We start from the raw sequence: 20,498 nt of genomic DNA, 5'->3' as shown, positions 1-20,498 counted from the left end.
CTGTTACGCGACGAGCTCAAGCGGCTCTGGTTCCAGCGCCGTCCGGAACAGACCTGGCAGGCCTGGCGACACTGGGTACAACAGGCACAGGAGAGCGGCATCCATGCCCTGCAGCGCTTCGCGCGGTTGCTGGAGCCCTATCTCCCCGGCATCGTCTCGCGCTGCCGGCATCGGCTGAACACCAGCGTCGTCGAAGGCATCAACAACACCATCAAGGTCATCAAGCGCCGCGCCTACGGCTACCGCGACCAGGACTACTTCTTCCTCAAAATCCGCGCCGCATTCCCCGGTAATGCTCGATGAACCACAAAAAAGCCCCGCAATCGCGGGGCTTTCTCGTTCCTGGACCTGCGGCAGGATCAGGAGGGTCGGTACATGTCCTCGGTTGTCGGGACATAGCCGAGGTTGTCCTCGCCAATACCCTTGACCTTGGGCTCGTTGAGTTCGCTGATGCGAACACCATTGGACTGGTTGCGCAGGTACTCGGCGACGTTGTCCCAGATCATCGTGCCGGTACCGCCCGCCGGCTCCTGCTGGACGCTGGCCCAGCCGGCGACGACGTATTCCTTGTCCGGGTCGACCTTCTCGCCGCCCAGTTCCATCTCGGAGATTCGGTTGCCGATCTCGGCTTCCGGATCGATCGCATACCGAAGGCCGCCCACGCGGACCATGTCGCCACCCTGCTGGTAGAACGGGTCGGCATTGAACAGGTTGTCGGCGACGTCTTCCAGGATGTCCTTGATCTGCGCACCGGTCATGGCGTTGCGGGTGGTCTCCGGATAGGTCAGGCCGGTCTGGTCCATGATGTGCTCGAAGGTGATCGGCATGCCCGGGAGTACGGTCGTGCCCCAGCGGAAGCCCGGCGAGAACGCGATCTGGGCATCGTGGACCTCCATCAGCGCATCACAGATTAGCTGGTCGAAAGTGCCGTTGAAGTTGCCACGGCGGAACAGCAGGTCCTCGGCGACGGCCAGCTCTTCGGAGAGCTTCTCCTCCATGTTGAAGGTGTCGCCGTCATAGGTGACGTCCTGGCTGCGCATGTTGTCGACGAACTCGGCCATCTCGGGATCTTCGTCCAAGAGGTTGGCGAACACCGGGACCAGGCGGTATTCCCAGTCCTTGATCTCGCCGTCGCGGAAATCGAAATCCAGGACACCGACGAACTTGGCGTTAGAGCCCGCGTTGGTGACCAGGCAGGTGCCGCCATCGGGGCGCTCCACCGGCAGCGGCTGCGGGACGGCATCGTGCGTGTGACCGCCCATGATCGCGTCGAGACCCTCGACCATGCCGGCCATCTTGATGTCCACGTCCATGCCGTTATGCGACAGCGCGACCACGATCTCCGCGCCCTCTTCGCGCGCGGCGTTGACCTGCTGCTGCATGTCGTCCGGGCGAATGCCAAACGACCACTGCTCGATCATCCAGCGCGGGTTGGCGATCGGGGTGTAGGGGAAGGCCTGGCCGATCACGGCAACGTTGACACCATTCAACTCGCGGATCACGTACGGCTTGAAGATCAGGTCGCCCCAGTCCACGTCGCGCACGTTCTGGGCGACGAAGTCGATCCCGGCATCGGCGAAATCGCCGTTGACGACCTCTTCCACGCGGTCGGCGCCGTAGGTGAATTCCCAGTGGCCGGTCATGATGTCGATGCCCAGCAGCTTCTGTGCATCGACCATGTCCTGGGCATTGGTCCACAGCGCGGTACCCGAGCCACCACCCCAGGTGTCGCCACCGTCCAGCAGCAGCGAGTTGGGGCGCGAGTCGCGCAGCTTCTTGACCAGCGTCTTCAGCTGCGGGAAGCCGCCGACGCGACCGTACTGTTCGGCCGCCTCCATGAAGTTCAGGTTGGTGTAGGCGTGGGCAAAGATGCTGTCGCGTTCGATGTCATAGTGCTTGAGGAAGTGCTCGCCAACGATGTGCGGCGGGCGGTTGCGCATATCGGCTACGCCCAGGTTCACGTTGGGCTCGCGGAAATAGATCGGCTTGAGCTGCGCATGGCAGTCGGTGTAGTGCAGCAGGTGCACATTGCCGAAACGATCCAGCATGTCGTACGGGTCTCCCGAGGTGCCGTACTTGCCATTGGTGGCCTTGGCGCAGCCCGCCAGAGGGAAGCCGGCCACGCTGGCGGCGGCCAGCAGCTGCATGAATTCGCGGCGTGAGATATGCATGAGGGTCCTACCTCTCTCTACTGTCGTTTATTGTGATTTTTTGGTTTCTCGAAGCAGCAATCTAGACGCTGCTTCTTTGTGGAACATTCCCTGGGTGCGGAGCTTCCTTGCCGACTGGCGCGACGCCTGGCTGGTCTGAAGCCGTATTCAGCCCGCAGTGCCTCCAGAACCGGATTCCCCGGGTTCTGGCTTTGACGGATGCTGATGTCTGCCCTTGGACGTGCCCCGAGTCTTCGTGGGGCGCGGCGTCTCCCTAGCGACGCTGTTCGCGCGCCTGCCGCGCGGTTTCCTTGGCCGTGTCTCGCTTGTCTTCGATCCGCTGGATATCGCGTTCGCTGGCATCGCGTGCGTCGATGGCGGCCTCGAACTGGCGTACCGATTCTTCGTACTGCGCGCGGTGGAAAAAATACTCCGCCATGGCCTCGCGGCTGATCGCAATATAGCCGGCCCCGTCCGCGATGTCTGCCTTCAGTCGCAGCAACTCGGGGTTGGGTGCGCGTTCATTGCGGATCATTTCGTTCACGATGCGGATGGCGCGGTCGGGGTTGTCGAGATCGCGGTGCGCACGGGCCAGCACTTCGCGGATGACCGGGTGTCCGGGGTAGACCGCGTCCAGGTCATTCAGGATCTCGAGGGCCGCTTCGTGGTTGCCACGTTCCCGCTCCAGTGCGCCGCGCGCAAGTTCCAGCGTCATCCCGGGGGCCTCCTCGACCGGGATTTCCTCCAGCCGCTCGGCGGCGCGGTCCAGTTCGCCGCGCTCCAGGTGTGCGACCATGGCGCCGTAGATCTGGTGCGGCGCTGGGTCCGAGGCCCCGCGATGGATCTCGATCGCACGGCGCGGATCCTTCAGGGCCCGGGTGCGGGCCTGCATCCACTGGAACTCGGGGCCCCGGTTGCGCGTATCCACCGCCGGCATGCCGGCCGCGCGATTGCGGGCGTCGGTGATGCGGTCGAGCGTGACCGGGTGGGTGCGCAAATACTCGGGTACCGCGTCGCCAACGCCGCGCGAGAGCTCCTGCAGACGTTCGAAAAAATCCGCCATCGCATTCGGGTCAAAGTCCGCGCTGGCCAGGATACGCATGCCGGCGCGGTCGGCTTCGGCCTCGTTGGCGCGGGTAAAGTTGATCTGCTGCTGGATGCCGCCCGCGACACCGCCCGTGATGATGGCCGAGCCCAGGGTGGGATCCGCCATCGATGCCAGGACCCCGGCGAGAATGGCGAGCCCGGTGGTGAAGTTGACCTCGCGCCCGCGCGCGAACATCCGGGCCAGGTGGCGTTGGGTGACGTGCGCGATTTCGTGGGCCATGACGGCGGCCAGTTCGGCCTCGTCGCGGACCTCGAGTATCAATCCCGAGTGTACCCCGATGATGCCGCCGGGCATCGCAAAGGCGTTGACCTGGCCGTTGTCGATGGTCAGGAAATAGAACGGGCCATCCGCGTCGGGGGCGTTGGCGAGCAGCTGCCGACCGAGGGAGTCGACATAAAAGGAGACCTCCGGGTCGGTGACCAGTGGCAGGGACCGCCGGATCTCTCGAAGCAGGGAGCGACCGAGCTCGCGCTCTTCCGCAGGGGTCAGTACGCCACCCGAGGCCTCGCCCAGGTCGGGCAGGGCGGTCCCGGAGGCCGAAACCGTTGGCGCCCCCAGCGTGAGTACCAGGAGCAGGGTTGAAAGTAGCGTGAGAAGCCGTGTCTTCATACGACGGAGGCCGGCCGTTGGGGCCGGCCTCCGAAGGGTCTTGGCATCGTGGGGTCGGTTACTTGCCGAGGCCCGGAGCCGAAGAGTAGGTGCGCATGCTGTCACGGGTTTCCCAGAGCTTCGGCTTGAGCATCGCTTCCGGGATCATGAACTTCTTGCGGTCCAGCACCTTGTGGGTGCGCACGATCTTGACCACGTCGTCGTACTTCAGCTTGAACAGGAGACCCACGTCACCACCGGAGGTGCGGCGCACGATCATGTACTCGTCTTCCATGCTGTGCACGTAGATGTTGGCCGGGCGCAGCTTGCCGTTTTCGTCCTTCATGGTCACGGCGTAGTGGCCGTTGACCTGGAATTCGCTCTTGTCCACCGCAAAGTCCTCCGCGAATGAATCAGGGGGTTGATCGTCCGGACGCGCCCGCCCGAGAGCCGGTTGCGTCCATCAGTATTTCCTTCAACTCGGAACGATAGCACGACTTCTGTCCGCGAGAGAACAAACCAACCGTTCACGGGCGGACAAGTTTGCATTTGCGGCCTGTTTCGCTATCCTCCGCGCCCATCCTTCGCGACCGGGGCATGTTTCGGAGTCTCGCGAGCGAGGCAGGCAGGTGCGGTTCGGCACACTTGGAGTGGAGCGCATGTACGGATTCTCGGAGATCACCGCCGACGAGCTCGAACAGTGGCGAACGGAAGGCAAGGCCTTTCGGCTTGTCGATGTACGCTCCCCCGGCGAGACGTCCCGCGGCGTCATTCCCGGTGCAGAGCTGGTGCCGCTGACGGTCCTGCCATTGCGCAAGGACGAGTTCCTGGGAGGCGATATACCGCTGGTCTTGTATTGCCAGAGTGGCGCGCGTTCCGCCCAGGCCTGCGCGTTCCTTGCGCAACAAGGGCTGGAGACCGCGAACAGCCTGCGCGGCGGTATCGTGGGCTGGGCTCAGGCCGGCAAATCGGTCGTCACCCCGGATTAGAATTCGGTTGTATTCCGATCCCGTTTCCCCTATAAGGGTGAATTCGGCTGGCAAGGGTTCGATCGTTGTGGTCCCCAAACCGCCCCGATTGGTACCTCAGCACCCAACTGATTTTGGTAACGCACTAAAGGAGACACACCATGGCCAACTTTGACCAAGAACTCGACGCTTCCGGCCTGAACTGCCCGCTGCCGATCCTGCGCGCCAAGAAGGCCCTGGCGGCCATGGAATCCGGTCAGGTTCTGCACATCATCGCCACCGATCCGGGTGCCGTGAAGGACTTCCAGGCCTTCGCCAAGCAGACCGGCAACGAGCTGATGGAGCACAAGGAAGAAGGCGGCAAGTTCTACTTCCTCGTGAAGAAGTCCTAAGGCGTCTCTAAGTGCCTGAAACGGGGCGGCGATCCGCAAGGGTCGACCGCCCCGATTCCTGAAAAACGACGGTTGCCATGCGGTAACTGGATAGGTGCCTGGACGAGGTCTAGGCTGGCTGAGCAAGGTTCTCAAAGAAACCTGCATCGCCAACAGCGAAGAGGTGACATATGGCGACATACGCTGAGATGCAGCAAATCTTCGACGACATCCGCGGAGATTTTCGCTACGACCACGAACTCAACGGCTGTCTGAACTGCGGCATCTGCACGGCAACGTGCCCCTCTGCTCAGTTCTATGACTACTCCCCGCGCGAGATCGTCCAGCTGCTGTGGACCGAAAACGTCGAGCAGATCTACGACGCGATGCAGGAAAAGATCTGGGCCTGCGCTCAGTGCATGACCTGTGCCGCTCGCTGCCCGTTCAAGAATTCCCCTGGTGGCCTGGTCGCGATCATGCGCGAAGTGGCCATCAAGCACGAAATGCAATCCGCGAAGGACGTGCTCCGCCCGTTCGGTCGCGTGATGCTGAAGCTGATCACCACGGGTAACCAGCTGTCGCCCGACATGATCCAGCCCGACCACTTCCCCGACTGGGGCCCGAACATCCAGAAGGTGGAAGGTGACCTGCGCATCCTGCGCAAGGCGATTCCGGTGAAGACGCTGCAGACGGTCGAGACCGCCTGGGAAGTGTCCCTGAAGACCTCGGTCGAGATGTACACCATCTGGGAAATGACCGGGGTGCTCAAGTCCCTCGAGCTGATGGACGAGAACCTCTTCGACGTGATCGAAGACTTCATCGACGAGAAGCGCGAGGACTACGAAGACTGGCTCGAGGAGCAGGAAGAGGAAGACGACGAGTAAGTCGTCCCGTTTCCGACTCCACTCCAGGACATCAGGAGAAGCGTTATGAGTGAACAGACCCCAGGCAATCACAACCAGAACGGCGAAGGTGCCGGTGCCGGCACCATGAAGCCCGGCTACCACAATACCGACGGTCAGGGCATCGCCGGTCACGGTTCCTTCTTCCAGGCGACCGACCTGTCCAAGGAAGACGCGATCAAGGCGACCGACTGGGTGCGCAAGCACGTCGACCGCCGTACGGTCGACCTTGGTGACCGTATGGACGACGTCCGCGAGCACATGTACGAGCTCGAAAAAGACGGTCAGATCATCATCCACCGCATCGAGGACCAGCACGAGCCGATGTCGGTGAAAACCCTGTTCGGCTGGGACAAGAAGGTCCCGACCAAGCAGCTCTGGCACCACAAGTCCTGTGGCCAGTGCGGGAACATCCCGGGCTACCCGACCTCGCTGCTGTGGTTCATGAACAAGTTCGGCTTCGAGCCGGGCAAGGACTACCTCGACGAGACCGACCAGACCTCCTGCACCGCGTGGAACTACCACGGTTCCGGTATCGGGAACGTCGAGTCGCTGGCCGCGGTGTTCCTGCGCAACTTCCACCAGGCCTACGTCTCCGGCAAGCAGCACGGCCATGAGCTGGGTCACTTCTACCCGCTGGTCCATTGCGGCACCTCCTTCGGGAACTACAAGGAGATCCGCAAGTATCTGGTCGAGTCCGCCGAGCTGCGCGAGAAGGTCACCAAGATCCTCGGCAAGCTGGGGCGCCTGGTCGACGGCAAGCTGGTCATCCCGGAAGAGGTCATCCACTACTCCGAGTGGGTGCACGTGATGCGCAACCGCATCGCCTCCGAGCTGCAGACCATCGACGTCTCCAATATCCGTACCACTGCCCACGTGGCCTGCCATTACTACAAGATGGTGCACGAGGACGCGGTGTACGACCCGTCCGTGCTGGGTGGCAACCGTACCGCGATCATCACCTCCACTGCCCAGGCCCTGGGTGCGCAGGTGATCGACTACTCCACGTGGTACGACTGCTGCGGCTTCGGCTTCCGCCACATCATCTCCGAGCGCGAGTTCACCCGCTCGTTCACGATGGATCGCAAGATCCGCGTGGCCCGCGAGGAAGCCAACGCCGACGTAATGCTGGCCAACGACACCGGCTGCGTCACGACCATGGACAAGAACCAGTGGATCGGTAAGGCCCACAACCAGAACTTCCAGATTCCGATCATGGCGGAAGTCCAGTTCGCGGCCCTGGCCTGCGGCGCGGATCCGTTCAAGATCGTCCAGCTGCAGTGGCACGCATCGCCCTGCGAAGACCTGGTCGAGAAGATGGGGATCTCCTGGGACGAGGCCAAGAAGACCTTCCAGGAATACCTGAAGGAAGTCGAGGCCGGCAATATCGAATACCTCTACAATCCTGAGCTCGCTTACGGGGGCAAAGTCTGATGCAGCAAGATACTGTTCTAGTAGTGGGTGGTGGCCCGGCTGGGCTGGCCGCCGCCGCCAATGTCACCTCGGCCGGCTTCAAGGCCGTGATGGTCGAGAAGGAAGACGTCCTGGGCGGCGCCCCGATCCTGTCGGGTTACGCCAAGCTGGTCCCCTCCGGCGAGTGGGCAAAGGACGCCATTGGCCGCATGGTCAAGCGCGTGGAAGACGATTCCAACTCGACGGTGCACAAGGGTGCGAAGGTTGAGAAGCTGGAAGGCGAGGCCGGTAACTTCACTGCCACGCTGACCAACGGCGAATCCGTCCAGGCCGGTGCCGTCGTGCTGGCCACGGGCTTCACCCATTTCGATTCCATCAACAAGCCGGAGTGGGGCTTTGGTACGTACGAAGACGTGCTGACCACCACCCAGATGGAACAGATGGTCGCCTCTGGCAAGATCGCCTGCCCGTCCGACGGCCGCGTGCCGGAACGGGTCTGCATCCTGCTGTGCGTGGGTTCGCGTGATCGCCAGATCGGTCGTGAGTGGTGCTCCAAGATCTGCTGCACCGTCTCCGCCAACCTGGCCATGGAGATCAAGGAACTGTCGCCGGAAACGGATGTGTTCATCTACTACATGGACATCCGTACCTTCGGCCTGTACGAAGACAAGTTCTACTGGAAGTCCCAGGAAGAGTTCAAAACCAAGTTCGTCAAGGCCCGTATCGCGGAAGTGACGGCCTCCGGCGATGGTCGTCTGCTGGTCAAGGGTGAGGACACCCTGGTCAAGCGCCCGATCGTGATCCCGTTCGATATCGTCGTGCACGCCATCGGCATGGATCCGAACGCCGACAACCCGGAAATCTCCCAGGTCTTCGGTGTCGGCCTCGAGAAGCACGGCTTCATTGAGAAGGCCGAGCAGTACACCAACACCTGTGGCACCACCCGCAAGGGCATCTACTCCTGCGGTGCGGCCTATGGCCCCGAGACGATCGATGACTCGATCGCGCAGGGTGCCGCTGCCGGTGGCCGCGCGGTTGCGGACCTGCATGCGCTGGTTTCGAAAGCCGGCTGAGGTCGTCAGCGACGAGGCGGCTTCGGGTGTGAACCCGGAGCCGCTACAGGTGACCTTTGATCAGGAGATCCTCGCGACGAAGCTCAACAGTCTGAACGAGGCCATCGCCGAAGCCGGCGGGGTCGATGGGCTGGAAACCTTCATCGAGGCATTGCGGGCGAAGCATGAAGTCTTCGCCGCGACCGTCGCCAAGGGCGACGAGATGGATGCCGAGGATCTGCGCATCCTGGGGGGGTTGGTCTTCGCGGTTCGCCGCAAGCTGGCGGGGGTGATGGCTGAACGCCAGGGCGCGCTGGTAGACGGGATGCGCGCACTGGTGCGCCCGGATACGGATCTGGACTCACGGCTGACGGCATTTGCCGATCTGGCCGGGGACGACAAGAAGCTGCGACGCGGGATCTGGGACTTCGGTGCCGAGATCCTGCATTTCGCCGATCCCGAGACGGTCCCGCTGGCGACGCGCTGGGTCTGGGATACGGGGACGACGACTGGGGCGTTGCGCGAGTTTATCCGTGGCAACGACACCCTGCGGTCGATTCCGATTGGCGAGACCGTCGGAGCGATCGAGGGGGCCAGACGCTGGTTCTATGAGGCGCTGGCCGAGGAAGGCTTTTACCGCGACCTGCCGTTCGTGACGGATCTGGTCTGGGTGCAGGCCTACTCGGATTACGCGCGTTCCCTGTCGATGAGTCTGGGCATGATCGACAACCAGTTCGGGGCCAAGCAGGACCCGCTGGAGTTGGGGGTGAAGCTTCTGGGGATCGATTCTTCGGAAGGCCGCCTGAAAGGTCACGATGCGTCGCTGCATTGAATAACGGAACGAACTTGAGCCTGGCTACACAGGTTTTCGGAGAGACGTCATGGCAATACATGAAAAGGCACTGATCGAGGACGAACGACTGCAGCAGCACGACGAGCTGGTGGTCGACGGGGTGGATGTGTCCGGTCACTGGAACACCATGATCGCCCCGCGCACGGTCCGCGACTACGACGACGATTTCGAAGCGAAGATTCAGAGCTTTGCGGGTGGCGAGTACGTGCACCGCTGCTGGCAGTGCGGGTCCTGCACCAACTCCTGCACCATGTACGCGCAGAACGTGCAGTTCAATCCGCGCTACTGGATCTACCTGACCCGGCTCGGCATGAAGGAAGAGCTGGTCAAGGACAAGGACATCATCTGGCAGTGCGTCTCGTGCAACAAGTGCACCAACATCTGTCCGAAGGACGTGAAGCCGGAAGGCGTGATGAAGGCACTGGCGCACTGGATGGAAGTGGAAGGGATTACCGAGAAGTCCCCGTCCACCATCTTCGATGAAGAGTTCGCCGACCAGATCTACAAAACCGGCCGTATCGAAGACGGCAAGGTCGCACAGAACTTTTTCAAGAAGACCGGCCAGCCGCTGCTGCAGGAGTGGCTGAAGGTGTTCATCTTCCGCATGATGAAGCACCTGCCGGTGAAGCACCTGATGCGGATGGGCATCAACACCGTACATACGCCGCGCACCAAGTCCTGGGGCAAGACCGGGGACGTGCTGAAGAACTACGTGCGCGAACAGAAGGAGGCCGCTCATGGCTAAGGTTGCTTACTATCCGGGCTGCGCGCTCGAGGGCTCCGGTGGGCCGTACGACCGCTCCACCCGCGTGCTGGTGAAGGCGCTTGGGCTCGAGATGGAAAACCTGCGCGACTACAACTGCTGCGGCGCGATGGAAGTGAAGAACGTCCACCCGATGCTGCAGACCTACCTGTCCGCGCGGAACATGGCCATTGCCTCCGAGCAGATGGGCATGGACACTGTGATGGCGCCGTGCAACGGCTGTTACCACAACCTGAAGAAGGCCGAGTACGAGACCGCGACCTCCCAGGATGCCATGGACACCGTCCAGGATCTGGCGCGCAAGTCCGACGACCCGGTCTACACCGGTGACGTCCGCACCCTGCATCTGCTCGAGTGGCTGATGGAAGAGCTGGGGCCCGAGGGCATCAAGCAGAAGATGACCAAGAGCCTGAACGGCATCAAGATCGCCAACTACTACGGCTGCATGTACACCCGTCCCCGCCAGATCTTTCCCGAGAAGGACAACGGCCCGGGTTCGGATTCCAGCTATCAGCCGCACTTCATGGATGACCTGCTGGGTGCCGCCGGTGCGGTTAATGTGGACTTTCCGCTGAAGACCTCCTGCTGCGGTGGTGCGCATACGCTGTCGGATTCCGACACCTCGACCCAGCTGGTGCTGAACCTGCTGCAGTCGGCGGAAGATTCCGGTGCCGAGGTGATCGCCACCGAGTGCCCGACCTGCCATTCCGGTCTGGAGATGCACCAGGTCCGTGCCGAAACCGAGTTCGGCATCAAGACTGACGTGAAGGTCCTGTACTTCACGCAGCTGCTGGGTCTGGCAATGGGGCTGTCCCCGCGCAAGCTGGGTATCCACGAGAACGTGAGTGACTCCATCGGGCTTCTGAAGGAGAAGGGGGTCATCTGATCCCCTGATTCGAGGCCCGAATGGCCCAGTAGTATCTTCGAAAAACGGGCGCCAGGCGCCCGTTTTTTGTGTCGATGCCAGGAACGAGGCGAAACATGGACTGCAACGGTTGCGAGTTTCATCCCGAACTGTTCTACGACGACGAGTTTCAGATCTGGCTGCGCCGCGAGGATGACGACACCCTGACCGTGGGGATGACCGACCTTTCGCAGACTATCGCGGGAAAGATCATTCACGTACGAGTGCGTCGCCCGGGTACCCGTCGTCCGCCCGGGAAGCCGGTCGCCACGATCGAGAGCGGGAAATGGGCCGGACCGATCCCGAACTTCATCGACTGCAAGATCGTGGAGGGCAACGAGGAAGTGCTGGAAAACCCGGTGCTGCTGAACTCGGACCCCTATAATGCATGGATTGCGCGCGTCGAAGCCACCGACGGTGTCGACGCGGCGCTGGAGCAGTTTCTGACCGGCGACAAGGCTGAAGAAGGCTACTGCAAGCGCGCCAAAGATGAAGACATCGAGTGTCAGCGCAAGCTGCGATAGAGAGAACGATGGCTGAACTGGGCAACGATTACTATCTGGACAACGACGAGCAGACGGTCGTGATCATCATGACCTCGGGTCCGTCGACGCCGCATCGTTGTGCGACGCCGTTCTATCTTGGGGCGGTGATGGCCTCGATGGATGTAGACGTCTATATCTTCTTCACCATGGAGGGCGTTCGCCTGATGGAGAAGGGGGTAGCCGACGACCTGCGAGCCATGGAAGATGGCAAGCTGATCAAGGATTTTATCCAGGACGCAAAACGCGCAGGCGTGCGCCTGCACGTTTGCCAGCCCGCTTTGCCGGGGTATAGAATCGACGCGTCTTTGGATCTCATCGACGAGGTCGATGAAGTGAATCGGGCGAGCGAGCTGGCGGACCTGATTCTGCGTAGCGATAAAACGATAACGTTTTAATTTTCCCGCATTATTACTTTCACGCTTGGAGGAAAACATGGGCGCAGTACGGGGTTGTGATATTCCGGAAGATCTGATGTACAACGTTGAAAACAACGTGTGGGTGCGCAAGGAAAGCGACGGCACCGCGACCGTGGGCCTGACCTCCTACGCGTGTTCGCTGGCCGGCACCATCGTGTCCTACACCCCCAAGAAAGTCGGCAAGACCGTCAAGAAGGACAAGTCCTGCACCACCGTCGAATCCGGCAAGTGGGTGGGTCCGGCGAAGACCCCGGTGACCGGTGAAGTGACCGAAACCAACGACAAGGTCGCGGCCAACCCGGGTCTGATCAACGAAGACCCCTATGGTGAAGGCTGGCTGATCAAGCTGAAGCCGGAAGACTGGGACGGCGAAGTTGGCGACCTGAAGACCGGCTCCGACGCCCTGGCGGCGTTCGAGGCCAAGATGGAAGCGGACGGTTTCGGCGGCTGCTAAGCCCCTACCGAGCCTCGGGCCGCCGTTCCCCAGTGTTCGGCGGCCTTTTTTGATTCTGTGGTATCCGGAGCAAGCTGATGACGACCTGGAACGAGGTGATCCAGCGGGTGGAACCCCTGGAAGACATCGCTGTCGATGCGGCGTTGGTGAATGACCTTCAGCACAGCGTTCAGCGGGGCTCCGATCCAGGATCGGTGCATTTCTATACCCCGACGTTCAAGTCGTACCAGTCCAGCGAACTGGCGGACTGCGGCAAGAGCGCCTGGCCGGCGATGTCGATCACCGGTGGCGACTGCAAACTCGCCTGTGACCATTGCAAGGCGAAGATCCTGGACCCGATGATCCCGGTGCGTACGCCGGAGGACCTCTGGGCTCAGGTGAACAACGTGATCGAGTCCGGTGCCCAGGGCATGCTCCTGACCGGTGGCTCGAACCACCGTAACGAGGTCGAGTACGACCCGTACTACTCCACGATTCGTCGTATCAAGGACGAATTTCCCGAATTTCGCATCGCGCTGCATACCGCGCTGGTCGATGACAACATCGCGACGTCGATGGAGCAGGCCGGCATCGACGCGGCGATGATGGACGTGATCGGTGCCCAGGACACGATCACGCAGGTCTACCATCTGCGCCGCAGCGTGGATGACTTCGAGCAGACCCTCGAGAGCCTGGTGAACACCAATATGAAGGTGGTCCCGCACATCGTGATCGGACTGCACTACGGCAAGCTGCTGGGTGAGTGGAACGCGCTGGAGATGCTTGCGCGCCACCTGCCCGATGCCGTGGTGCTGGTGGTCGTGATGCCGTTTTACGCCCCGGCCAGTCGCCCCTTCGAGACCCCGGACGTGCATGCGGTCGGGCGCTTCTTCCACGACGCCCGCGAGCGCCTGGGTGATACCCCGCTGCTGCTCGGTTGCGCGCGTCCACCGGGCGAGGCCAAGAGCCAGATCGACAGCTATGCGGTGATGGCCGGCCTGTCCGGGATTGCGCACCCGGCGGAGGGCGTGGTCGAACTCGCCGCGCGCCTGGGCAAGAAGGTCCGCGTGACACCGGCCTGTTGCTCGATCGCGGTGGGCGACGAGGTGATGGCGGACGGTACGGCGGTCGAGAGCGGTGTCGAGATCGACCTGGATACGATCGTGGCCGAGGAGGCCCGGCGTCGCGAGCAGGAACGCAAGGCGCGCCAGGGCCTGGGTGGCATCCGCATCGTGACCGAGGGCAATGTCGCAGCCGGAGGCGGCTGCCATGTCTGAACGCGATCAGAAGACGCTGCGCGTCCTGGACACCGGGCTGCGGCCGGCGGCGGAGAACATGGCCTTCAACCGGGCCCTGCTCGAGTGCCACCAGGAAGGCGTATCGCCGCACACCCTGCGTTTCCTGCAGTTCGAGCCCTGCGCGCTGGTGGGCTTTCACCAGAACGTGGACCAGGAGATCAACACCGAGTACTGCAAGGAACACGGTATCGCGATTCAGCGCCGGATTACCGGCGGCGGCGCGATCTACTTTGATTCCACCCAGCTCGGCTGGGAGCTGTACCTCGACAAGCGCTTCCTCGGTACGGCCGACATGGGGCAGATCGCCGCGCGCATCTGCAATGCCGCGGCCGCCGGGATTCGCACGCTGGGCGTGGATGCGCAGTTTCGCCCGCGCAACGACATCGAGGTCGAAGGCCGCAAGATCTCCGGCACGGGTGGCGCATTCGATGGCGACTCGATCATGTATCAGGGCACGCTGCTGATCGAGTTCGATGTCGAGGACATGTTGCGCATTCTGCGGATTCCGGCCGAGAAGCTCTCCAACAAGGCGATCGAGTCGGCCCGCGATCGCGTGGTCAACCTGGCGACCCTGCTGGGCGAACGACCCAATCTGGACCATGTGAAGGATGCGATTGCCGAGGCCTTCGCGGAAGAGTTTGCGGTCGAGCTGGCCCCATCGGATCTGCTGCCCGAGGAGCAGAAGTCCTTCGAACAGGCCCTGGCCGAGATCGACACCGAAGAATGGGTGTACCAGCGCAACCGCCCGGCCACCGATGCCCCGATGTTCGAAAGCATCTTCAAGTCTGACGGCGGCCTGATGCGCGTCGGTGTGGCCCTGGACCCGGAGCGCAAGCGTCTGAAGCAGCTCTGGCTGACAGGCGACATCTTCGTGAAGCCTGCGCGTACCATCGCCGATCTGGAAGCGGCCCTGCGCGACACGCCGCAGGCCGAGATGGAAGAGCGCGTGCGGGCTTTCTTTGCCGAACGCGACGTCGAAATGCTGCAGTTGACGGTCGATGACGTGATCGCGGCGATTCAGTCGGCTCTGGCCATGGCCGAGACCGAGGAATCAGCGGGATGAAGGCCCTTTGCGCGGTGCTTGCCGGGAGGCAGCAGTAATGCTCCCCGAGAAGGTCGATGTCCTGGTCGTCGGTCTGGGGCCGGGCGGTGCCTCGGCGGCGCGTGTATGCGCGGCGGCCGGCCTGTTGGTCCTGGCGGTCGAGCGTAACAAGGCCTTCGGCGAGCCGGTACAGTGTGCCGAGTTCATCCCGAACCCGATGGGCGCCTATGCCCGGGCGGAGGGGGTCTTGCTGCAGCGCATCGACTCGATGCAGAGCTTCCTGCCCTCCGGGACCGTGGAGCATTCCGATTTCCCCGGCCTGATGGTGGATCGTGGGGAATTCGACCGGGCGATCATCCAGGCCGCGCAGGCCAATGGCGCGCAGCTGGTGACTTCGACCCCGCTGCAACGTGTGGATGCCGAGCGGCATGTGGCGACCGTGAAGCACCAGGGACAGGAGCACAGGGTCGAATACCGTGTGCTGATCGCCGCCGATGGCCCGCATTCCCCGGTGGCCGAGTCCCTGGGCCTGCCCGCGTTGCCGGTCGTACAGACGCGGCAGTACACGGTGCCGCTGAAAAAGCCGTATACCGCGACCGATGTCTGGCTGTCGGACGATTACCCGGGTGGATACGCCTGGCTGTTCCCCAAGGGGGAGTGGGCGAACCTGGGACTGGGCGCGGACAAGCGCATCGACAACGATATGAAGACCCCGCTGGAATCCTTGCATGTCCAGCTCGTCGAGCAGGGGCTGCTGGGCGAGGAGATCCGTCACCGCACAGGCGGCGCGATCCCGGTCGGTGGCCTGCGCGACTCGCTGTACCAGGGCGATGTCCTGTTCGTGGGCGATGCCGGTGGGTTTACCCATCCAATCACCGGGGCCGGGATTGCCGCGGCGGTGATGTCGGGCGAGGCGGCAGGGGAGGCCGCGATTGGCCATCTCGAGGGTGACGCCGAGGCCTTTGACGATTACGATGAGGACATGCGCGATCAGTACGGTCCGGCCCTGGAGCGCGCCTGCAAGCGCCGCGCGTTCCTGAATGAACACTGGCGGACGCCGCGGGCGCAGGAAGACGCCACGCAGCGCCGCGGATGGATTGCTTTTTCCGAGTATTTCAACGATGGTGACCAGGCCGCGTAGGCCCGGTTGGCGGGTGCCCCGCACCCGGTGAACAACGCTGGAGGAATTCCATGAGTGCAAGTGCAGAGGAGATGGTCGCGCCGATCAACTTTTATCGGCCCGACTATCACATCAAGACCCCGGACATGCGTTCGCCGGAGTACGTGCAGATGTCCACGGCGGCCGCGATCACGCTGGGCCTGGTGCCGGGCACCATGCACCGTACCGCCTGCACCCACTGCCTGAACCTGCTGGTCACGTATCCGGAAGGCTGTCGCGCGAACTGCTCCTACTGCGGCCTGGCGCGCCACCGCGAGGAGTCGCGTGACTACGCCGACCGCAACTTCATCCGCGTCGACTGGCCGACCGCCAAGTACGACGAGGTGATCGAGCGCGTCAAGAACCACGCCGACGGCGGCCAGTTCGAGCGCATGTGCATCTCCATGATCACGCACCCGAACTCCGACGCCGATACCGTCGAGCTACTGGAGCGCTGGGTCGCCGAGGTCAACCACATCCCGGTGTCGATCCTGTCCAACCCGACTACCATGAGCTATGAGGACCTCCAGCTCCTGCGGGACAAGGGCGCGGACATCTTCACCGTCGCGCTCGACGCGGTCACGCCGGAGATCTTCGAGCGCACACGTGGCAAGTCCGTCGAAAGCCCGCATAGCTGGGACAAGTACTGGCAGGCCATCGAATGGGCCGCCGAAATATTTGGCCCGGAGAAGTTCGGTGCCCACCTGATCTGCGGCATGGGCGAGACCGAGGAAGAGATCCTGCAGGTCTGCCAGCGCATCCGCGACCTGGGCGGCCACAACCACATGTTTGCCTTCTTCCCGGAAGAGGGCTCGCTGATGGAAGACTGGAACCCGGTCCCGCGCGACCAGTGGCGCCGTGTGCAGCTGGGCCGCTTCGTGATCGACTACGCCGGTGGCCGCATCGACGACATGAAGTTCAACGCCGACGGCCAGGTGGTGGACTTCGGTCTGCCGCAGTCCGAGGTCGACGAGCTGATCGCTTCAGGCAAACCGTTCCAGACCTCCGGCTGCCCCGGCAAGTCGGACGAGGAAGTATCGGCCTGTAACCGCCCCTACGGCGACTCCAGCCCGACGGACATCCTTTCCTTCCCGTTCGCCCTCAACTCGACGGACGTCGGGTTCGTCCAGCGGCAAATGGCCGGGGAGGATGTCGGCACCTTCGACTTTGACGCCGACGAGGCTGAGGACGAGAAGTCCGCATAAAACTCGATGTAGTCTGAAAGCCCCGGTCTCCGGGGCTTTCGCACGTCAGGGGGGTTGATTAGACGTTTTGAATATTCAGGTTTCGAGCGGGGATATTTCAGGGGCCCCGCCGAAAGAACTCCCGGGGGGATGGGTCGTCCGCCCGCGAGCGGTCACTGCACCACATAACCGGACCGGCGGCAGACAAGGGGGCCGCAGGTAGCCGGAGGTGCCGGGCCATACAACAAGAAGACCACCAAAGGAGAACAACATGGAAGCACGCATCATTCGCCGCAGTCTGGTGACGGTCGCGGTCGGCCTTGCAATGGGCAGCGCCGGCGTCGCCAATGCCACCAACGGCTATTTCGCGCACGGCTATGGCACCAAGGCCAAGGGCATGGGTGGGGTCGGCATGGCCATCTCCCAGGACGCCTACGCGCCCGGAATCAACCCCGCCGGTATCGCCGGCATGGAATCCCGCATTGATGGCTCGCTCACCTACTTCCGCCCGGAACGATCATTCGAGGCCGGCATGCCCAGCAACCCGGCCGCGGTTGCAGCGGGTGCCCCAGCTGTGAATCCAGGTAGCGTGGATAGTGACAGTGAGAACTTCTTTATCCCTTCTCTGGCATTCGTCCAGCAGATCGATGAAAACCGTTCCTGGGGGCTCGCATTGCTTGGGAACGGGGGCATGAATACGGATTACCCGGCTTACGGTCGCGAGCAATGCGCAATGATGGGCCAAGGGAACCAGGGTGGAGCCTTTTGTGGCGGCACTGCCGGCGTGAACCTCGAGCAGCTTGCTATCATTCCCACCTATGCCCAGAAGTTCGCCGATGGTCGCGTGAGCGTTGGGTTCAGCCCGATTATCAGCTATCAGCGTTTTAGCGCCGAGGGCCTGGATGCGTTCGATAACGAAATGATGTCCGCAGATCCCGGTAACGTTACCAGCGGTCGTACTGATTCGAGCTGGGGATACGGGGCCCAGATTGGCTTTCAGGCCGAGCTAGCGGAAGGGGCGCGCGTGGGTGCGAGTTATCGTTCGAAGATCCGTGCCGGTGACTTCGATCGTTACTCGGGTTTGTTCGCCAACGGAGGTGAGTTCGATATCCCATCGACCTATGGCCTCGGCTTCTCGGTGGATGTTAGTCCCCGTGTGACACTCTCTGCCGATTATCAGAAGATTCGATACTCGGAGATTGATGCGATTGCGAATCCTAGTACCAATCAGGCTCAGTTTGGGGCTGATGGTGGTCCCGGATTTGGCTGGGACGACGTGAACATCTTCAAGTTCGGTGCCCAGATCGATGGGGGCAACGGCTGGACCTGGCGGGTCGGTTATAACCGTGGCGAAAACCCGATCAGTTCTGAAGATGTGATGTTGAACATCCTGGCTCCGGCCGTAATGACCGATCACTTCACTGCCGGTTTCACCCGCGAGTTCGGCCAGCACGAGATCAACTTCGCGGCGATGTATGCGCCGACTCAACGTGTGCGTGGTCAGGATATTACGGGTATGGCGGGTCAGGATATCGAGATCGAAATGCGCCAGTACGAGCTCGAGATCGGGTACGCGTACCGCTTCTGATCGGTTGGGCCCGGCCGGCCATTGTCGGCCGCACTGGTGCCCGGCGCGGGCTTCGGGATGAGCTGCCGGCCCTGGAGGGGCCGGTACCGCCAGGGAAGGCGGACGGTGTCGGACACCGGGACCCATCGGGGGGTGGGGCCGGGCCCTTTCGTCGGAAGGCATACTGATCGAGCCTGTGCTCGAACCAGCAAAATCCAAAGGAGGATCCCATGCGAGCAATCCACGCATTGCGCGGAGGCATTCGCGTGCCTGCCGTTCTCGCGTTTTTCGGCGCGTGTCTGTTTACCCTGGGCACGGCCGCCACGGCAGTGGCGGACGATGTCTATCGGCCGCTGGTACTGGCCTACACCACGTCCGGCTCCGATGTACGCAGTGAAGCGGAGGCCGTCCGCGAGCGTCTGGAAGAAGCCGAGTTCCAGACCCTGGGCGAGTATCCGGTCAGTGACGACCGGCATGTGATCGTGGTGACCCACGATGACCTGTTGGCCGTGGCGGGCTCCCAGGATCGGGCGGCGTACATCGCACCCATCCGGGTAGCCCTGACCGCGACCAACGGCGAGGTGCAGGTCAGCTACAATAACCTCGAGTACTTCCGGCATGCCTATCGTATCGACGCCTCCGTGAGCGATGTCAGCGCGCGGCTGGCCGACGTGCTGGGCGACGAGCAGCACTTTGGCTCGGAAGACGGCATGACGCCGCGGGAGCTACAGCGCTACCGCTATACCTTCGGCATGGAACGCTTCGACGCCCCGTACGACCTGGGCAGCCATACCTCGCGCGATGCGGCCCTGGCCGAACTCGATCGCGGGCTGGAAGAGCGTCGCGCCGGCGTATCGGAGATCTATCGGCTGGATATCCCCGGTACGGACGCCACGCTGATCGGTGTCGCGATCCGCGCCGATGATGGGGCCGAGTCCGAGGCCACGGACCTCAACACGCTGGAAACGATCGACGTGCGTGAACGGCGCCACACCGCTTACGTGCCGTACGAGATCCTGGTGGAGGGGGGTGATATCGAGGCGCTGCACATGCGTTTCCGGGCGGCATTGCACTGGCCGGACCTGCGCATGCTTGGCGACCACAGCTTCATGCAGCTGCGTCGCGTGCCCGGGGCGCTGGAAGAGACGCTGCGCGAGGTGGCCGGCTTTGAGGAGCCCGAAGACGACGGTTTCGACTGGTAGAAATACAACGCCAGGGATGGCGAACGGGCCCGGGCAATAGCCCCGAGTTCCACTCATGGATCACTGTTTCCCAAGAACCCCGGTCCGCCGGGGTTTTTTTACGGCCAGGGGCTGGACTTGTTTATGCTCCCGGTTCACTCGCGGCAGGATGCACGCCCCATGAAATCGATGAAGATCGCCAACATCGGCGAGATCCGTAACGAACTCAACAAGTACAAGAAGGGCAAGAAGCTCGATATCCACCAGTTCAACCAGGTCGCGCGCCTGGCCTGGCTGGGCAAGATCGTGATGCAGCCCCTGGATCTCGAGGACCCCGAATGCAAGTCCTTCCTGGTGTATATCCAGGAGCCGGAAGAGCTGGCCGCGCATTTTTTGAATACCGACCAGGAGCTGACCGGCGGGATCCACATCATCGACGGCGAGCAGGCCATGGCCATGGTCGAGATTATGCGCAGCGGCGTCGAAGAGCGCGCCAAGCTGTACGAGGACCTCTCGCGCAGCGACTTCTACTTCCGCTACTTTTACAAGCCCGGCAAGGACGACGAGACCCCGTCCGAGCAGGACAAACCCGAGGGCTGAT

The 20,498-nt window shown here is 62.5% G+C and carries 22 protein-coding genes; 19 read left to right on the top strand and 3 right to left on the bottom strand.

Features of this window, described 5'->3' with window-relative positions:
• A partial coding sequence (locus tag F813_RS0111665; protein WP_017926708.1) for a transposase occupies positions 1-303 on the top strand: 303 nt, incomplete at its 5' end.
• A gap of 56 nt (positions 304-359) precedes the next feature.
• Here F813_RS0111665 and soxB read toward each other — a convergent pair.
• The 3 genes from soxB to F813_RS0111650 form a co-directional block, all read right to left on the bottom strand.
• Complete coding sequence (soxB, locus tag F813_RS0111660; protein WP_012982040.1) at positions 360-2,171, bottom strand: thiosulfohydrolase SoxB; 1,812 nt, start codon at positions 2,169-2,171, stop codon at positions 360-362.
• 253 nt (positions 2,172-2,424) lie between these two features.
• Positions 2,425-3,867, bottom strand: a complete 1,443-nt coding sequence (locus tag F813_RS0111655; RefSeq protein WP_012982041.1) for a M48 family metalloprotease — start codon at positions 3,865-3,867, stop codon at positions 2,425-2,427.
• 58 nt (positions 3,868-3,925) lie between these two features.
• Positions 3,926-4,237 carry a hypothetical protein gene (locus tag F813_RS0111650; RefSeq protein ID WP_012982042.1) on the bottom strand — a complete coding sequence of 104 codons (312 nt, stop codon included), beginning with the start codon at positions 4,235-4,237 and terminating at the stop codon, positions 3,926-3,928.
• A 268-nt stretch (positions 4,238-4,505) separates the two neighbouring features.
• Here F813_RS0111650 and F813_RS0111645 point away from each other — a divergent pair, with 268 nt between their 5' ends.
• The 18 genes from F813_RS0111645 (at position 4,506) to F813_RS0111560 (ending at position 20,497) form a co-directional block, all read left to right on the top strand.
• Positions 4,506-4,835 (top strand): rhodanese-like domain-containing protein, encoded by a 330-nt coding sequence (locus F813_RS0111645; RefSeq protein WP_012982043.1) that lies wholly within the window; start codon positions 4,506-4,508, stop codon positions 4,833-4,835.
• 140 nt (positions 4,836-4,975) lie between these two features.
• Entirely contained in the window at positions 4,976-5,206 is a 231-nt protein-coding gene (locus F813_RS0111640; protein WP_012982044.1) for a sulfurtransferase TusA family protein, read from the top strand.
• Between the two features lie 188 nt (positions 5,207-5,394).
• Positions 5,395-6,069 (top strand): 4Fe-4S dicluster domain-containing protein, encoded by a 675-nt coding sequence (locus tag F813_RS0111635; protein ID WP_017941141.1) that lies wholly within the window; start codon positions 5,395-5,397, stop codon positions 6,067-6,069.
• 45 nt (positions 6,070-6,114) lie between these two features.
• Positions 6,115-7,521: a heterodisulfide reductase-related iron-sulfur binding cluster gene (locus F813_RS0111630; RefSeq protein WP_012982046.1), complete on the top strand. Its 1,407-nt coding sequence runs from the start codon at positions 6,115-6,117 to the stop codon at positions 7,519-7,521.
• A gap of 23 nt (positions 7,522-7,544) precedes the next feature.
• Positions 7,545-8,573, top strand: a complete 1,029-nt coding sequence (locus tag F813_RS0111625) for an FAD-dependent oxidoreductase (protein ID WP_017926707.1) — start codon at positions 7,545-7,547, stop codon at positions 8,571-8,573.
• Positions 8,512-9,384, top strand: a complete 873-nt coding sequence (locus F813_RS0111620) for a hypothetical protein (protein WP_017926706.1) — start codon at positions 8,512-8,514, stop codon at positions 9,382-9,384. The genes F813_RS0111625 and F813_RS0111620 overlap by 62 nt, the downstream gene beginning before the upstream one ends.
• Positions 9,385-9,433: 49 nt before the next feature.
• Positions 9,434-10,150, top strand: coding sequence for a 4Fe-4S dicluster domain-containing protein (locus tag F813_RS0111615; RefSeq protein WP_017926705.1), 717 nt, complete (start codon positions 9,434-9,436; stop codon positions 10,148-10,150).
• Positions 10,143-11,054, top strand: coding sequence for a CoB--CoM heterodisulfide reductase iron-sulfur subunit B family protein (locus tag F813_RS0111610; protein WP_012982050.1), 912 nt, complete (start codon positions 10,143-10,145; stop codon positions 11,052-11,054). Before F813_RS0111615 ends, F813_RS0111610 begins: the two co-directional genes overlap by 8 nt.
• A gap of 95 nt (positions 11,055-11,149) precedes the next feature.
• The gene (locus F813_RS0111605; RefSeq protein ID WP_012982051.1) at positions 11,150-11,596 is read left to right on the top strand and encodes a glycine cleavage system protein H; all 447 of its coding nucleotides are present in this window, start codon (positions 11,150-11,152) and stop codon (positions 11,594-11,596) included.
• Positions 11,597-11,604: 8 nt separating this feature from the next.
• Positions 11,605-12,012 carry a DsrE family protein gene (locus F813_RS0111600; RefSeq protein WP_017926704.1) on the top strand — a complete coding sequence of 136 codons (408 nt, stop codon included), beginning with the start codon at positions 11,605-11,607 and terminating at the stop codon, positions 12,010-12,012.
• 37 nt (positions 12,013-12,049) lie between these two features.
• Positions 12,050-12,487: a glycine cleavage system protein H gene (locus F813_RS0111595; protein WP_012982053.1), complete on the top strand. Its 438-nt coding sequence runs from the start codon at positions 12,050-12,052 to the stop codon at positions 12,485-12,487.
• A 77-nt stretch (positions 12,488-12,564) separates the two neighbouring features.
• The gene (locus F813_RS0111590; protein ID WP_017926702.1) at positions 12,565-13,743 is read left to right on the top strand and encodes a radical SAM protein; all 1,179 of its coding nucleotides are present in this window, start codon (positions 12,565-12,567) and stop codon (positions 13,741-13,743) included.
• Positions 13,736-14,827 (top strand): biotin/lipoate A/B protein ligase family protein, encoded by a 1,092-nt coding sequence (locus F813_RS0111585; protein ID WP_012982055.1) that lies wholly within the window; start codon positions 13,736-13,738, stop codon positions 14,825-14,827. Before F813_RS0111590 ends, F813_RS0111585 begins: the two co-directional genes overlap by 8 nt.
• 37 nt (positions 14,828-14,864) lie before the next feature.
• Positions 14,865-15,947 (top strand): NAD(P)/FAD-dependent oxidoreductase, encoded by a 1,083-nt coding sequence (locus F813_RS0111580; protein ID WP_017926700.1) that lies wholly within the window; start codon positions 14,865-14,867, stop codon positions 15,945-15,947.
• Between the two features lie 50 nt (positions 15,948-15,997).
• Positions 15,998-17,170: a radical SAM protein gene (locus F813_RS0111575; RefSeq protein WP_012982057.1), complete on the top strand. Its 1,173-nt coding sequence runs from the start codon at positions 15,998-16,000 to the stop codon at positions 17,168-17,170.
• Positions 17,171-17,420: 250 nt separating this feature from the next.
• Positions 17,421-18,737 carry an OmpP1/FadL family transporter gene (locus F813_RS0111570; protein ID WP_017926699.1) on the top strand — a complete coding sequence of 439 codons (1,317 nt, stop codon included), beginning with the start codon at positions 17,421-17,423 and terminating at the stop codon, positions 18,735-18,737.
• 209 nt (positions 18,738-18,946) lie between these two features.
• Complete coding sequence (locus tag F813_RS0111565) at positions 18,947-19,918, top strand: hypothetical protein (protein WP_017926698.1); 972 nt, start codon at positions 18,947-18,949, stop codon at positions 19,916-19,918.
• Positions 19,919-20,077: 159 nt separating this feature from the next.
• Positions 20,078-20,497, top strand: a complete 420-nt coding sequence (locus tag F813_RS0111560) for a hypothetical protein (RefSeq protein ID WP_017926697.1) — start codon at positions 20,078-20,080, stop codon at positions 20,495-20,497.
• Position 20,498 lies beyond the last annotated feature (1 nt).

The sequence above is a fragment of the Thioalkalivibrio sp. HL-Eb18 genome (assembly GCF_000364985.1).
GTDB lineage: Bacteria > Pseudomonadota > Gammaproteobacteria > Ectothiorhodospirales > Ectothiorhodospiraceae > Thioalkalivibrio.
This window is presented reverse-complemented; position numbering and strand designations above follow the sequence as displayed.